At 70.7% G+C, this 14,892-nt stretch carries 10 protein-coding genes; 8 read left to right on the top strand and 2 right to left on the bottom strand.

Annotated elements, in window-relative coordinates; translation table 11 throughout:
• The first annotated feature begins 200 nt into the window (after window positions 1–200).
• From CR470_RS12775 to CR470_RS12760, 4 genes are all read left to right on the top strand, one after another.
• Entirely contained in the window at window positions 201–989 is a 789-nt protein-coding gene (locus CR470_RS12775; RefSeq protein ID WP_097867714.1) for an ATP-binding cassette domain-containing protein, read from the top strand.
• The gene (locus tag CR470_RS12770) at window positions 986–2,299 is read left to right on the top strand and encodes a sugar ABC transporter permease (RefSeq protein ID WP_179892233.1); all 1,314 of its coding nucleotides are present in this window, start codon (window positions 986–988) and stop codon (window positions 2,297–2,299) included. Before CR470_RS12775 ends, CR470_RS12770 begins: the two co-directional genes overlap by 4 nt.
• A 163-nt stretch (window positions 2,300–2,462) precedes the next feature.
• Window positions 2,463–4,376, top strand: a complete 1,914-nt coding sequence (dxs, locus tag CR470_RS12765) for a 1-deoxy-D-xylulose-5-phosphate synthase (protein ID WP_097867709.1) — start codon at window positions 2,463–2,465, stop codon at window positions 4,374–4,376.
• Between the two features lie 193 nt (window positions 4,377–4,569).
• Window positions 4,570–6,072 (top strand): amino acid permease, encoded by a 1,503-nt coding sequence (locus CR470_RS12760; protein WP_097867712.1) that lies wholly within the window; start codon window positions 4,570–4,572, stop codon window positions 6,070–6,072.
• Here CR470_RS12760 and CR470_RS12755 read toward each other — a convergent pair.
• Together CR470_RS12755 and CR470_RS12750 are read right to left on the bottom strand one after the other, a co-directional pair.
• Window positions 6,033–6,479, bottom strand: a complete 447-nt coding sequence (locus CR470_RS12755; RefSeq protein WP_097867708.1) for an NTP pyrophosphohydrolase — start codon at window positions 6,477–6,479, stop codon at window positions 6,033–6,035. The genes CR470_RS12760 and CR470_RS12755 overlap by 40 nt on opposite strands.
• 39 nt (window positions 6,480–6,518) lie before the next feature.
• Window positions 6,519–7,628: an LCP family protein gene (locus CR470_RS12750; RefSeq protein WP_097867707.1), complete on the bottom strand. Its 1,110-nt coding sequence runs from the start codon at window positions 7,626–7,628 to the stop codon at window positions 6,519–6,521.
• Between the two features lie 310 nt (window positions 7,629–7,938).
• Between CR470_RS12750 and CR470_RS12745 the strand changes: the two genes are divergently transcribed.
• From CR470_RS12745 to CR470_RS12730, 4 genes are all read left to right on the top strand, one after another.
• The gene (locus CR470_RS12745; RefSeq protein WP_373561406.1) at window positions 7,939–9,060 is read left to right on the top strand and encodes a hypothetical protein; all 1,122 of its coding nucleotides are present in this window, start codon (window positions 7,939–7,941) and stop codon (window positions 9,058–9,060) included.
• Window positions 9,061–9,388: 328 nt separating this feature from the next.
• Entirely contained in the window at window positions 9,389–11,068 is a 1,680-nt protein-coding gene (locus tag CR470_RS12740; protein ID WP_097867710.1) for a stealth family protein, read from the top strand.
• On the top strand, window positions 11,065–12,009 hold the full coding sequence (locus tag CR470_RS12735) for a hypothetical protein (protein ID WP_097867706.1): 945 nt from the start codon (window positions 11,065–11,067) through the stop codon (window positions 12,007–12,009). The genes CR470_RS12740 and CR470_RS12735 overlap by 4 nt, the downstream gene beginning before the upstream one ends.
• Window positions 12,010–12,017: 8 nt before the next feature.
• Window positions 12,018–14,891, top strand: a complete 2,874-nt coding sequence (locus CR470_RS12730) for a stealth conserved region 3 domain-containing protein (protein WP_097867705.1) — start codon at window positions 12,018–12,020, stop codon at window positions 14,889–14,891.
• Window position 14,892 lies beyond the last annotated feature (1 nt).

Here is a 14,892-nt window from a genome sequence, read left to right as displayed (position 1 = left end):
GGCCCCACCGCCCGCGCACGCGCCCGCCGCACCCCGGCCGGCACGCGCGGCCACGAAGCCTGTCCGGCGCCCCGCACACCAACCGTCCCGCTACCGGGCGGGGCGTCGGACGGAACACTTCACCCCGCTTTTTCTCTGTGCTCGACACCGCCGCGCCTTCCCCCGGGCGCGGCATCCCCGCCGGTCAGGCGGCGAAGGAGATGGTTCATGTGTCCGCTACGCCCGTGTTGGCGTTGCGAGGGGTCTCCAAGCGCTTCGGTGCCGTCCAGGTACTCACCGATGTAGAGCTTGAGGTCCACGCCGGCGAGGTGGTCGCCCTGGTGGGCGACAACGGCGCCGGTAAATCAACGCTGGTCAAGACGATCGCCGGAGTGCACCCCATCGATGACGGCGTCATCGAGTGGGAGGGCAGGGCCGTGCGGATCGACAAGCCGCACGACGCCCAGAACCTCGGCGTCGCGACCGTCTACCAAGACCTCGCGCTGTGCGACAACATCGACGTCGTCGGCAACCTCTACCTCGGCCGGGAGCTGCGCAGGTTCGGCATCCTGGACGAGGTCGAGATGGAGCGCCGCTCCCGCGAGCTGCTGTCCACGCTCTCCATCCGTATCCCGAGCGTCCGCATCCCGATCGCCTCGCTCTCCGGCGGCCAGCGCCAGACCGTGGCCATCGCCCGGTCGATGCTCGGCGAGCCCCGGCTCGTCATCCTCGACGAGCCGACCGCGGCCCTCGGCGTCGAGCAGACCGCCCAGGTCCTCGACCTCGTCGAGCGACTGCGCGAGCGCGGCCACGCGGTCATCCTCATCAGCCACAACATGGCCGATGTGAAGGCCGTCGCCGACAAGGTCGCCGTGCTCCGGCTGGGCCGGAACAACGGTGTCTTCGATGTGAAGACCACCTCCCAGGAAGAGATCATCTCCGCCATCACCGGCGCCACGGACAACGCCGTGACCCGACGTGCGGCGCGCAACGCGGAGGTTTCCAAGTGACCACCGACAAGTCCGCCACCTCGCTGGACAAGGCCGGCACCACGGCCGACGCGCCGCCGGTCGGCAACCCGGACGCGGCCGACGGCGCCGCCACGGTGATCGACCCCCGCCTGCTCGTCCGCGAGCAGGGACTCAGCGGCTACGTCACCGAGTTCAAGCGCAAGATCAGCGGCGGCGACCTGGGCTCGATCCCGGTGATCGTCGGCCTCGCGATCATCGCCGTCGTCTTCCAGAGCATGAACTCCGAGTTCCTCTCCGCGAAGAACATCAGCGACATCGCCACCACGATGGTCGCCACCGGCATGATGGCCGTGGGCATCATCTTCGTCCTGCTGCTCGGCGAGATCGACCTCTCGGTCGGCTCCGTCTCCGGTGTCTCCGGCGCCATCGTCGCGGTGCTCAGCGTCACCCAGGGCATGAACGAATGGCTGGCGATCCTGGTCGCCATCGTCAGCGGCGCGGTGATGGGCGCGATCCACGGCTTCTTCTTCGCCCGGGTCGGGGCGCCCGCCTTCGCCGTCACCCTGGCCGGCCTGCTGTTCTGGCTCGGCTTCATGCTCCAGCTGCTCGGCGACTCCGGCACGATCAACCTCGACGGCGACGGGGTGGTCGGCAAGCTGACCACGTACTACTTCACCGACGTCGCCGCCGCCTACGGGCTCGCCGCCATCGCGGTCGTCGGCTACTTCGCCGCGGCCTTCCTGGACGCCCGCCGCCGCGAGGCGGCCGGCATCCCGGCGCGCCCGCTCGCCGACATCCTCGTGCGCACCGCGGTCATCGCCGTGTTCGGCTTCGCCGCCGCGTACATGTTCAACCAGTACCGCGGCCTGCCGCTCGCCCTGGTCCTCTTCCTGATCGTCCTGGTCGGCACGGACTTCCTGCTCCGCCGCACGGCCTACGGCCGGAAGATCTTCGCGCTCGGCGGTAGCGTAGAGGCCTCCCGGCGGGCCGGTATCAACGTCACCGCGATCCGGATCTCCGTCTTCTCCATCGCGGGGACCTTCGCGGCGATCGGCGGCCTGTTCTGGGCTTCCAAGATCGCGGCGGCCAACCAGGGCTCCGGCACCGGCGACCTTCTCATGAACGTCATCGCGGCGGCCGTCATCGGCGGCACCAGCCTCTTCGGGGGCCGCGGCCGCACCTGGAACGCGCTGCTCGGTGTCATGGTGATCGTCTCCATCCAGTACGGACTGTCGCTGGAAGGCATCGCCACGCCGATCCAGTACATGGTCACCGGCGCCGTGCTTCTCGCCACGGTCGTCATCGACTCCGTCACCCGTAAGACCCAGAAGACCGCGGGCCGCGCCTGACCGCACAACCGCGCAGGTGCCCGGTGCCCCCAGGGGTGCCGGGCACCTGCGCGTGTCGGGTATTCCGTAAGCGAACAGGGCCGCCCGATGCCCGCCGCCGCGAACGGAACATTAGACTCATCGGATCGGCACGCTCGATCAGCTCAAACGCAAGGAGGCACGGGTGGATCTGCTGACCCGCATCAAGGGACCGCGCGACCTGGACCGGCTCAGCCTCGGCGAGCTGGACCAGCTCGCGGACGAGATCCGCACCTTCCTCGTGGACGCGGTGTCCAAGACCGGCGGACACCTCGGCCCCAACCTCGGCGTCGTCGAGCTCACCATCGCCCTGCACCGGGTTTTCGAGTCGCCCCGGGACAAGGTGCTCTGGGACACCGGACACCAGAGCTACGTGCACAAGCTGCTCACCGGCCGCCAGGACTTCTCCCGGCTCAAGAGCAAGGGCGGCCTCTCCGGCTACCCCTCCCGCGCCGAGTCCGACCACGACGTCATCGAGAACAGCCACGCCTCCGGGGTCCTCGGCTGGGCCGACGGCCTGGCCAAGGCCAACGAGGTCCTGAAGAAGGACGACCACGTCGTCGCGGTCATCGGCGACGGCGCGCTCACCGGCGGCATGGCCTGGGAGGCGCTGAACAACATCGCCGCCGCCAAGGACCGCCCCCTCGTCATCGTCGTCAACGACAACGAGCGCTCCTACGCCCCGACCATCGGCGGCCTGGCCAACCACCTCGCCACCCTCCGTACGACCGACGGTTACGAACGGTTCCTGGCCCGCGGCAAGGACATCCTGGAGCGCACGCCCGTCGTCGGCCGTCCGCTGTACGAGACCCTGCACGGCGCCAAGAAGGGCCTCAAGGACTTCATCGCCCCGCAGGGCATGTTCGAGGACCTCGGCCTGAAGTACGTCGGCCCGATCGACGGCCACGACATCGAGGCCCTGGAATCCGCGCTCCAGCGCGCCAAGCGCTTCGGCGGTCCGGTCATCGTGCACTGCCTCACCGAGAAGGGCCGCGGCTACACCCCCGCCCTCCAGGACGAGGCCGACCGCTTCCACGCGGTCGGCAAGATCCACCCGGACACCGGCCTGCCGATCTCCACCTCCGGCCTCGACTGGACCTCCGTCTTCGGCGAGGAGATGGTCAAGCTCGGCGAGGAGCGCGAGGACATCGTCGCGATCACGGCCGCCATGCTCCAGCCCGTCGGCCTCGGCAAGTTCGAGGCCGCCTTCCCGGACCGGATCTACGACGTCGGCATCGCCGAACAGCACGGCGCCGCCTCCGCGGCCGGCCTCGCCACCGGCGGACTCCACCCGGTCTTCGCGGTCTACGCCACCTTCCTCAACCGCGCCTTCGACCAGGTCCTGATGGACGTCGCCCTCCACAAGTGCGGCGTGACCTTCGTCCTGGACCGGGCCGGCATCACCGGCACGGACGGCGCCTCGCACAACGGCATGTGGGACATGTCGATCCTCCAGTGCGTGCCCACGCTCCGGATCGCCGCCCCGCGCGACGCCGACCAGGTCCGCGCCCAGCTGCGCGAGGCCGTCGCCGTCGACGACGCGCCCACCGTGGTCCGCTTCTCCAAGGGCGCGGTCGGCCCCGCCGTCAAGGCGGTCGGCAGGGCCGGCGGCATGGACATCCTGCGCGAGCCGAAGGCCGCCCAGCCGGACGTCCTGATCGTCTCCGTCGGCGCGCTCGCCCCGATGTGCCTGGAGATCGCCGACCTGCTCGACGCCCAGGGCATCTCCAGCACCGTCGTCGACCCCCGCTGGGTCAAGCCCGTCGACGAGGCGCTCGCCCCGCTCGCCGAGCGCCACCGCGTCGTCGTCACGGTCGAGGACAACAGCCGCGCCGGAGGCGTCGGCTCCGCCGTCGCCCAGGCCCTGCGCGACGCCGGGGTCGACGTACCGCTGCGCGACTTCGGTATCCCGCCGGTCTTCCTCGACCACGCCTCGCGCGGCGAGGTCATGGCCGAGATCGGACTGACCGCGCCGGACATCGCCCGGCAGGTCACCGGCCTGGTCGCCAAGCTCGACGGCCGCTTCGAGAGCCGCGCGGTCGAGCCCGCCCGCGACTGACCCGCGAACACCTCTCCGTACGGCCGACGGGCCGGGAGAACCGCCCCTGTACGGGTGGTTCTCCCGGCCCGTTCGCGTGAAACGGACCGGATGGCGCGATCATGCGCGGCCTGGTCCCCATCATGGCGCTCACATCGAACGCGTGGAGGTAACGCAGGTGAGCGCGCAGGTCACACCACCCCGCGGGAAGGGCATCTTCCGCACCAAGTCCGTCGAGCAGTCGATCCGTGACACCGAGGAACCCGAGCACGCGCTCAGGAAGTCCCTCTCCGCCGTGGACCTCACGGTCTTCGGCGTGGGCGTCATCATCGGTACCGGCATCTTCGTCCTCACGGGCAAGGTCGCCAAGGAGACGGCGGGACCCGCGACCGCCCTCGCGTTCGTCGCGGCGGGCGTTGTGTGCGCGCTGGCCGCGCTCTGCTACGCCGAGTTCGCCTCCACCGTCCCGGTGGCCGGCTCCGCGTACACCTTCGCGTACACGTCCCTGGGCGAGCTGGTGGCCTGGATCATCGGCTGGGACCTGGTGCTGGAGTTCGCGCTGGGCACCGCGGTGGTCGCGGTCGGCTGGTCCGGCTACGTCCGCTCACTGTTGGAGAACGTCGACCGGGCGATGCCCGACATGCTCTCGGGACCGGACGTGGCGGAAGGGTTCGGCTTCGACCTCCTGGCCTTCTCCCTGGTACTGGTACTGACCGTCATCCTAGTCGTCGGCATGAAGCTGTCCGCCCGGGTCACCTCGGTCGTGGTGGCGATCAAGGTCGGCGTCGTCCTCATGGTGATCATCGCGGGCCTCTTCTTCATCAAGGCCGAGAACTACAAGCCCTTCGTCCCCCCGGCCGAGCAGCAGCCCGCAGGTTCGGGCTGGGACGCCCCGCTCGTGCAGCTGATCTTCGGCTACGAACCCACCAACTTCGGCATCATGGGCATCTTCACGGCCGCCTCCATCGTCTTCTTCGCGTTCCTCGGCTTCGACGTGGTGGCCACCGCCGCCGAGGAGACCAGGCTGCCCCAGCGCGACATGCCGCGCGGCATCCTCGGCTCGCTCGTCATCTGCACAGTGCTCTACGTGGCGGTCTCGATCGTGGTCACCGGCATGCAGCACTACAGCGAACTCTCCGTCAGCGCCCCGCTCGCCGACGCCTTCAAGGCCACCGGGCATCCCTTCTACGCCGGTCTGATCAGCTTCGGCGCGGCGGTCGGTCTCACCACGGTCTGCATGATCCTGCTGCTCGGCCAGACCCGGGTCTTCTTCGCGATGAGCCGCGACGGTCTGCTCCCGCGCTTCTTCTCCCGGACGCACCCGCGCTTCCGCACGCCCTACCGCCCGACGATCCTGCTCGGCGTGCTGATCGCGGTCATCGCCGGGTTCACGAGCATCGAGGAGCTGGCCACCCTGGTGAACATCGGCACGCTCTTCGCGTTCGTCATCGTCGCCCTGGGCGTCCTGGTCCTGCGCCGCACCCAGCCGAACCTGCCCCGCGCGTTCCGTACCCCGTGGGTGCCGGTGCTGCCGATCGCCTCGGTGGCGGCCTCGGTCTGGCTGATGCTGAATCTGCCCGTGGAGACCTGGGTCCGCTTCGCTGTCTGGATGGCGCTCGGGGTGATCATCTACTTCGCGTACGGGCGCTCCCACAGCCGCATGGCCAAGTCGGGCCGTCAGGGCGTGTCCGGCGGATCAGCACCGGACACGCCCTGAGGCCCCTCGTCCCCGGGCGCCGGCAGCGGCCGTACCGTACGGGGGCCCACGCAGCGGGCCCCGTACGCCTCGACCCGCTGCCGCAGTCCGCGGTCGGCGGTGACGACGACGCGGTCCCGGTCCGGGGCGGCCCCGGCCACCAGCTCGGCGATCAGGTCGTCGCCGCTGCCGGGGGCCGACGCGACCCGCACCCCGGTCACGGACGCGACGCCTCTGGCCGCCCCTTCCACGACGAGCACCAGTTCGACGGGGCCGGGCGCGCCGGGCAGCCCGGCCGTCGCGTACGGGACCAACGAGTCCCGCAGCCGTACCGCGGCCCCGCGCCGGTCCCGCCACCACCCGTCGGGTACGGAACCGACCACGTTGGCGGCGTCCACGATCACCAGCACCGCATCGTCCTCGCTCATCCCGGCAGGGTGTCACGAGCGGCGCGGCGGGACAGTGCGTCAGCCCCCGGTCGCGGGGGACTTCTTCGCTTCCTCGGGGATCGTGGTGTCCTCGCGGATCGCCTTCCACAGCTGACCCGCCTGCGGCTGGGCCGCGATCACCCGGTTCTCGTCGATCTTGTCGTACGCCACCGGCAGCATGATCGTCTCCATCGAGGCCGGGTCGACGCCGTTCATCGAGCGGGCGAACTCCGCCAGCGAGGTGAGCGAGGCGAGCCCCGAGTCGGTGGTGAGCGACTTGGTGGCCGACTTGGCGATCTTGTACGAGCTCGCCGGACTGCCCAGCAGGTCCTGCGACTTGACCTCGCTCAGCAGGGCCATCAGGAACTGCTGCTGGAGCCCGATGCGGCCGAGGTCGCTGCCGTCGCCGATACCGTGCCGGGTCCGGACGTACGCCAGGGACTCGGTGCCGTTCAGCTTCTGCGGGCCCGCGGTGAGACTCAGCCCGGAGGCCTTGTCGTCGATGTCCTGCGGCACGTCGACGGTGACCCCGCCGATGGCGTCGACCAGGTCCTTGAACCCGGCGAAGTTGATCTCCAGGTAGTGGTCGATGCGGACGCCGGACATCTTCTCCACCGTCTTCACCACACAGGCCGGACCGACCTGCGCGTAGACGGAGTTGAACATGACGCGTTCCTTGGCGGACACCGTGGATCCGTTTTCCCCGACGCACTCGGGCCGGGTCACCAGGGTGTCGCGCGGGATGGAGACGGCGACGGCCTTCGACCGGCCCTCGGGTATGTGCACCACCATCGCGGTGTCGGAGCGGGCGCCGCTGACGGCCCCGCCGCCGCCCAGCTCCTCGTTCTCCGCCCCGGCGCGCGAGTCCGAGCCGAGGACCAGCAGGTTCTGCCCGCTGGTGGGCAGCTTCTCCGGGCGGTCCTCGCCGAGCGCCTTGTTGATGTCGACGGCCTTGATGTTCCCGTCGAGCTGGCTGTAGAGCCAGTAGACGGTGCCGCCCCCGGCGAGCAGCAGGACGAGCAGGACACCGAGCGTGATCTTGAGTCCGCGGCGGCGTTTGCGCTGGCTCCTGCGGCCCCGTGCGGGCCGGCTCCGGTGTGCGGCGCCGGAGCCGTCGTGGGTGTCCGGTGCCGTGGCGTCGTGGCTCATCCTGCGCGAGTCCTCAAATCTCATGGCCCCGGGCGGGGCGGAGTGCGGGGGACTCGGGTGGGGGGTGTGACCGGTCCGTGAATGTATGACTGACCGAGCACTATAGAACACCTGATCCCCCAGCAGGAGGGGAGGGAGAGCCCGGCTCTCCCTCCCCTCCCGCTGGGGGACGCTCGGTGCCGGTTCTGCGGCGAAGTGGCGCCGACCCGGCCGGGAAGTGAAGCCCCTGTGAAGTGTGTGACAAAATTCTGACCCGAAGGTCTGTTCGGCGGTGACCTGCGGGCCGAGTAACGGGGAGAAGGGCACGGGTATGGGAGTGAGGTCCGGGCGCACCGAGCGGAGGAGTCGCCCCGTGGGCGACGGGGGCATCCGGGTGGCGGACGCGCCCGCCACCAGTCTTCGCGCGCCGGTCGTGGAGGGTCCCTGGATCGTCCTGGGCAAGGACCGGCGGCTCACCGTGTTCGCGCGCTCCGAGAAGGGGCTGCTGCGCTGGACGCAGAGGGCCGCCGCGGGGGACGAGTGGGCCGGTCCCGAGGTCATCGAGACCCCGCGGCTGTCGCACCTCTCGGTGGTGCGGGGAGCCGACGGCTTCGTGCGCTTCATCGGCCGGCGGGTCTCGGCGGAGGGCCGGGCCACGGGAGTGGTGCACGCCGTCCAGTACCAGACGGGCCGCCCGGTGACCGAGTGGAAGCCGGTGGGGAACCCGCACAAGGACGCGGCCGGCGCGGGGCGCATCGGCGTTCCGGCTGCGGCCGTGAGCGGCTCCGGGCGCGTCCACGTCTTCGTCGCCAACGCCGGAGGCGGGGTGTCGATGCGGCGCGAGGACGCGAAGGGCGCGTGGGAGCCCTGGCGCGACCTCCAGGGGAGCGACGCGTACGACGGTGCGGTCGCCGTCGCCACCGCGTCCGGCCGGGTCGAATACCTCGCGCCGGGCGACGGCGCGGCCATGCGCTGGCAGCAGGGGCAGCCGGACGGCGGCCTGGACCGCTGCCTGGACCTGCAGATCTCGGTGACCCCCGGCAGCGCGTCGGCGCTGGAGACCGCGCCCGACCGGTTCACGTACTACTGGGCCGATGCCGCGACCGGCGCCCTGTTCGCCCACCGTCCGGGTACCTGGGTCATCCCGTTGGGCGGCGGGCCGGCCGAGGGCCGGATAGCCGCGCTGCGTGTCTGGCTCGACGGCTACGACTGCACGGTGCTGGCCCACCGGACCCCGCAGGGCGAGGTCCTGCTCGCCGCCTGCGGCACGGAGAACGAGGGGGGCGGCGTCTGGTGGTCGGGCACGACCGAGCGGAGCGCCCGGCCGCCTGCCCTGGCCTGTGACGCCGAAGGGCGCGTGGTGCTCGCGCTGTTCGGCGAGGACGGGGCGTTGCGCATCGCGCGCCAGGCTCCGGAGCCGGGGCTGGCGATGGCGCCGTCCTCTCCCGTCTGAGCCCCCCTGCCCTGTCGCGATCCAGCTCTTGTCAGCTTCATCACAAACGTGAAGAACGAGTGATCACAGGTGGACAAAGAGTGGCGCTGATGTGAACATCGGACGGCGGCCTGTCTTCTGTCACTGACAGCGTCCCGCGTGACGGAACTTTCGGTGGGGCGAAAGAGTGAGGCGGGGCTTCGGCTCCTGTTCAACGGGGCGGGCTAATTTTGTGAGCGTCAACAATCCTGAGACCAGTGCGCTGGTATCGACATATAGATCTTTGGTGCCGGTGCGGGCGCGTCGGCGACTCGTCCGCCGTGTCCCCGCCCCGTGGCGCAACATGGTCATGCACCTGCTCGCGAGCTTCGACTCGGCCCGCTCCGCCGTGGTGGTCCGGGCGCTGGGCGGGCGGAGCAATCCCGCGCGGCACAGCCCCGACGCCTCGCTGCGCGTCGTGCGGATCCAGGGCAAGCACGCGCGGGCCGTGGTGGTGCGCGGCGCCACCGAATGGGCCGCGCGCGCCAGGAACCTCCACATGCTCGTCGCCGTGCTGGAGGAGGCGGAGATCGATCACTTCGCCGTCCGCGGGACCTCCCAGAACCTTCCGTGCGTCGCGGTGCCGGCCCGGCTGCGCGCCGACGTCGAAGAGGTGCTGCAACTCGCCTTCGGCCGCAACCCCGGCTACGTCGCCCAGGAGAACGGCGGCCAGGCCCGGTCGGGCGCGTCCGCCCAAACATGGCGGCGGCTGCGCTCGCACCCCGTGCTCCGGCTGTCCTGGAACGTCTGCGACCCCACCGGCCATCTCGTCTTCGGCCCCGAGTCCGGCTGCGACCTGGAGTTCTGGGACGAGCGCGAGGGCGAACTGTGCGCGCCGCGTCCCAACACCGTCGTCACCCAGATCCCGGTCGAGACGGAGTTCCGCACGGCCGAGCAGAAACTGTTCAGCCCGGTGCCCGGCCCGTACCACACGGGGCACACCCGGACCGTCGCGGACTTCACGGCCCGGCTGCCGACCGACCACGCCTTCCCGATCGACGTCGTCTACACCTGGGTCGACGACTCCGACACCGTATGGCGCGCCGAGAAGGACGCCGTACGGCGGTCCCTGACCGCGGACAGCGACCAACTGCACGAGCAGGCCGACAACGGCGCCCGCTACACGAGCCGCGACGAACTCCGCTACTCCCTGCGCTCCATCCACCAGTACGCGCCCTGGGTACGCAACATCTTCCTGGTCACCGCCGGGCAGACCCCGGGCTGGCTCGACACGGACGTCCCCGGCCTCACCGTGGTCGACCACCGGGAGATCTTCTCCGACCCGGCGGCCCTGCCGACCTACAACTCGCACGCCATCGAGAGCCAGCTCCACCACATACCCGGCCTCTCCGACCATTTCCTCTACCTCAACGACGACGTGTTCTTCGGGCGGCCCGTACAGCCCGGACACTTCTTCCACCCCAATGGCCTGACCAAGTTCTTCCTGTCCAAGGCGCTGATCCCGTCCGGGAACGTGGCCCCCGAGGACCTCCCGGTCAACGCGGCGGGCAAGAACAGCCGCGGCCTGATCGCCCAGCAGTTCGGCACGGTCATCTCCCAGAAGATGAAGCACACGCCGCACGCGCTCCGACGCACCGTCCTCACGGAGATCGAGCACATCTACGCGCGGGCACACTGGGTCACCCAGCACGCGCGCTTCCGCTCGCCGCACGACATCCCCATCGCCTCCTCGCTGCACCACTACTACGCCTACCACCTGGCCCGGGCGACGCTCGCGGACCTCAGGTACGTCTACATCGACATCGGCGAGGAGAAGGCCCAGGGGCGGCTCAACCGCCTCGTCGTCCAGCGGAACTTCGACACCTTCTGCATCAACGACACCGTGGTTCCCGAGGACCCCGATGCCCAGGAGCGCATGGTGCGGCGGTTCCTCGACACCTACTTCCCCGTGCCGAGCCCCTTTGAGCTGCAGGGGTCGCACGGCGCGCCCACGCGCCGCACCCACGAACTGGGACGGAGCTCCGGATGACGCAGCGACGCGCACAACTGGGCGCCGCCCGGCGCCGGCTGGAGGTCCGCGCCGCGGCCCTGCGCTCCCGCCTGATTCTGCGGGTCTTCCTGCCGCTGCGCTCCGGCCGCACGGCGCGCCTGCGGTACGCCGCCGTGCTCGACGGCCACACCGTCAACCTGCACGCCGAACTGCCGGGCTCGGCCCGGCTCCCCGACAGCGCGCAACTCGTACTGGGCAGCGGCCGGCAGCGTCACGAGAGCCCCGCCCGGGTCTACGAGGGCCCCGACGGCGGGCTGCTGATGGACGCGGTCGTGCTCCTGGGGGCCGAGGTGGGCGGCGCCCCGGTCGGCGCCGGGCGCAGACCGCTGCGTCTGCGGCTGGCCAACGGCCGACGGACCCGGCAACTGCCGCTGCTGCTGGTGGAGCTGCCCGTCCCCTACGAGGGCCCCACCAAGCCGATGACGGCGTCCGGCGTGACCGGGCAGCGCCACCGGATCGGCCGTTCGGTCACCGGGAACGCGCGCGTCGTCACCTCGGACGCCAGGCCCGGCGCGGAAGTGGTCAAGGTGCACATCACCCACGCGGGCATCGCCGTCGACTTCCGGGTCCTCGGCGCCCGGATCGACGAACCCCGGGCGGAGTTCCTCGCCTCGGGCCGCCGGCTCCAGCAGCCGGTGACGGTGGGGGAGGACGGGATCACCCGGGTCGAGGTCCCGCTTGAGAGCATGGCGCCCCGGCGCAACAGGCCCGAGCACTGGGACGTGGTGGTGAGCGACGCGTCCGGCTCCGGGCTCAGGCTCGGCCGCCGCCTGCACGACGTACGCAACCCCCTGCGGGTCTTCGCCATGCGCACCACCGTGATCGCTCCTCCCGGCCACCCGCCGCTCCTCGTCCAGCCCCGCTACACCTCCGCGGGCAACCTCCGCATCACCTGCACCCCGATGCCAGAAATCGGCTGAAAGACCCTATGAAGATCACCTTCCTGCTCACCACCGCCGACGCCGTGGGAGGGACCGAACGGGCTGTTTTCAACCAGGCCTCGGAACTCGCCGTCCGGCACGACGTCCGGGTCCTGAGCGTCTTCAAGTCCAAACCGGCGCAGTTCTTCTCGCCGGACGAGCGGGTCCGTGTCGACTACCTCGTCGACCTCACCGGTCCGGTGCAGCGCCCCCTGCGACCCACCGGTGTGGACGACGCCGTGTGGGCGCAGTTGTCCGCACAGCCCAGCCGGGTGGTGGACCGTGCCTGGGAGGCCGCGTTCAACAGGCTCTCCGACCTGGAGCTCGGGTTGGCGCTTCAGGACAGCGACACCGACGTGCTGATCACCACCACCCCGGCCCTCATGGCGCTCGCCGTGCACCTGGCGCCGTCCCGCGTGGTCACCGTGCACCAGGAGCACCGGGTCTCCGAACTGCGCGGGACGAGCGGTGAACCGCTCCTGCGGCACTCGGCGAGACTCGACGCGCTCGGCGTCCTGAGCGAGCGGACCCGTGAGTGGTTCGCCGAGACGCTGGGCGCCGGTGCGCCCCGGCTGGAGGTCGTGCCGAACGCCCTTCCCAGCGGCTATCGTCCGAAGTCCACCCTGGAGACGCGGACCGTCGTCATCGCCGGACGCCTCGTCGGCGAGAAGCAGATCGACCACGCCGTAACGGCCTGGGCGGCGATCGCCCCGCGCCACCCCTCGTGGACCCTGCGGATCTTCGGGGACGGGCCGCTCAGCGGCGCCCTGCGCCGCCAGATCGACTCCCTCGGCCTGCACGACAGTGTCCAGCTCAACGGCAACTCGCCGCACCTCGCCGAGGAGTGGGCCAAGGCCAGCATCGCCCTGCTGACCTCGCGCAACGAGGCCTTCGGCCTCGTGCTGGCCGAGGCCCAGGCCGCCGGTGTCCCCGTCGTCTCCTACGACTCGCCCAACGGGCCCCGCGAAGTCGTCATGGACGGCCACTCCGGGCTGCTCGTGCCGACCGGTGACATCGACGCGCTCACCTCCTGCCTGCTGCGGCTCATCGAGGACACGTCGCTGCGCCACCGGATGGGCGCCGCCGCCCTGGGGGCCGTCGAACGCTTCGCCCCGGCCGTCGTGACCGCCCGGTGGGAACACATCTTCTCGGAACTCCTCGCCGAGCGGGACAGCGGCCGCCGTGACATCGCCAAGGCCGAACGGCAGGCCATGCACGAGCTGGTCAGCGGGGCCGACGGCGGCGTGCCCGCCGCCTCCCCGGCCCCGGCCGGCACCGTGCGCAGCGGCGCGGCACAGGCGCTGGAGCGCCGCCTCCTCAAGAGTGTCCGCGGGCTGGTCCGCGACGGCGGGCAGCTGTGCAGACCCCTGGAGTGGGAGTCCCCCTGGGACATCGTCCAGGCCAACCTCGCCCTCGCGGCCAACGCCCTGGAGAGCGCCGGCGTCCCCTACTTCGTGGTGCGCGACTCCCTGGTCCGGCACACCGTCGCCGTGCACGCCACCTACCGTCAGGCCGTACTGAAGGCCCTGGCCGGCGCCTACGCCGACCAGGCGGTCTACGTGTCGGTGCTCAACGAGAACCAGAACTCGGTCGCCACCGTCCTCGCCGGGATGGTGGAGCAGTACCTCGACACGCCCGGTTCCGGCGTCCGTGTCTACCAGAGCGCGGTGTCCCGTTCCCGTACCCTGCGTCTCGGCGCGGTGTACGGCTGCACCATCTCGTTCTGGGACGAGGACCCCGAGGATCCGGCGTTCTTCGTCTCCCCGGCCCGTACCTCCGTCGGGACGCGCCTGCCCAAGCAGTCGATGGTCCGCAGCCCGCTGCCCCTGGCCGGCCGCGACTACCCGTCGATCACCCCCTTCACCCGGCCCCTCCACGGCGACGTCAACTTCCCCGTGGACGCCGTGTACACCTGGGTCGACGGATCCGACGTGCACTGGCTGGACCGGAAGAACGCCGTCCTCGCCGGGATGGGCATGCAGACCGAGGACGCGGCCACCAGCGCGGCCCGGTTCCGGGACCGCGACGAACTGCGCTACTCGCTGCGCTCCATCGACATGTACGCGCCCTGGATCCGGAACATCTACCTGGTGACGGACCAGCAGGTGCCCTCCTGGCTGGACACCTCCCACCCCCGGGTGAGGGTGGTCGACCACCGCGAGATCTTCGAACGGCGCGGCGCGCTGCCGACGTACAACTCCCATGCCATCGAAAGCCAGCTGCACCACATCGACGGGCTGGCCGAGCACTTCCTCTACTTCAACGACGACGTGTTCGTCGGCCGGACGCTCCAGCCGGGCATGTTCTTCCACAGCAACGGCCAGGCGAAGCACTTCATGTCGCCCACCGCCGTGCCGATGGCCCCGGCCAGCTACGCCGACGAGTTCAACATCGCCGCCGCCAAGAACAACCGGGCGCTCATCGAGGCGACCTTCGGCCAGGTGCTGGCCCACTCCTTCCTGCACGCCCCGCATCCGCTGCGCCGCAGCGTGCTGGAGGAGATGGAGGGCTACTACCAGGAGGCCATGGCGACCACGGCCGCCAACCAGCTGCGCAGCCACAGTGACCTCTCGGTGGCGTCGTCGCTGCACCACTACTACGGGTTCCACACCCTGCGCAGCGTCCCCGGCAGCATCTCCTGCGGATTCGTCAACGTCGGCCTGAGCGACCACAAGCCGCGCCTCAACCGCATTCTGACCGCCCGGCCGCACGACGTGTTCTGCCTCAACGACTTCCACGACGGGGACGTCCCGGAGGAGGAGCAGGACGCGATCCTCACGGCCTTCCTCCCGAGCTACTTCCCCATCGCCAGCCAGTTCGAGACCGGTTCGGAGCGCAACCAGCGACACCGCGCCGGCTACCTGCCCGGGTGGCCGCTGTGAC

It is taken from the genome of Streptomyces sp. rh34, from assembly GCF_002551245.1.
Taxonomy (GTDB): domain Bacteria; phylum Actinomycetota; class Actinomycetes; order Streptomycetales; family Streptomycetaceae; genus Streptomyces.
Note: the sequence above shows the minus strand (reverse complement) of the source record. Positions and strands in the feature narration are given on the sequence as shown.

What these genes read in the sequence shown, in the direction of transcription:
- CR470_RS12775 (WP_097867714.1), top strand. Translation starts at nt 201, where the DNA reads ATGGTTCATGTGTCCGCTACGCCCGTGTTGGCGTTGCGAGGGGTCTCC.
- CR470_RS12755 (WP_097867708.1), bottom strand. Translation starts at nt 6,479, where the DNA reads ATGAGCGAGGACGATGCGGTGCTGGTGATCGTGGACGCCGCCAACGTG.
- CR470_RS12750 (WP_097867707.1), bottom strand. Translation starts at nt 7,628, where the DNA reads ATGAGCCACGACGCCACGGCACCGGACACCCACGACGGCTCCGGCGCC.
- CR470_RS12745 (WP_373561406.1), top strand. Translation starts at nt 7,939, where the DNA reads ATGGGAGTGAGGTCCGGGCGCACCGAGCGGAGGAGTCGCCCCGTGGGC.
- CR470_RS12740 (WP_097867710.1), top strand. Translation starts at nt 9,389, where the DNA reads ATGCACCTGCTCGCGAGCTTCGACTCGGCCCGCTCCGCCGTGGTGGTC.
- CR470_RS12735 (WP_097867706.1), top strand. Translation starts at nt 11,065, where the DNA reads ATGACGCAGCGACGCGCACAACTGGGCGCCGCCCGGCGCCGGCTGGAG.
- CR470_RS12730 (WP_097867705.1), top strand. Translation starts at nt 12,018, where the DNA reads ATGAAGATCACCTTCCTGCTCACCACCGCCGACGCCGTGGGAGGGACC.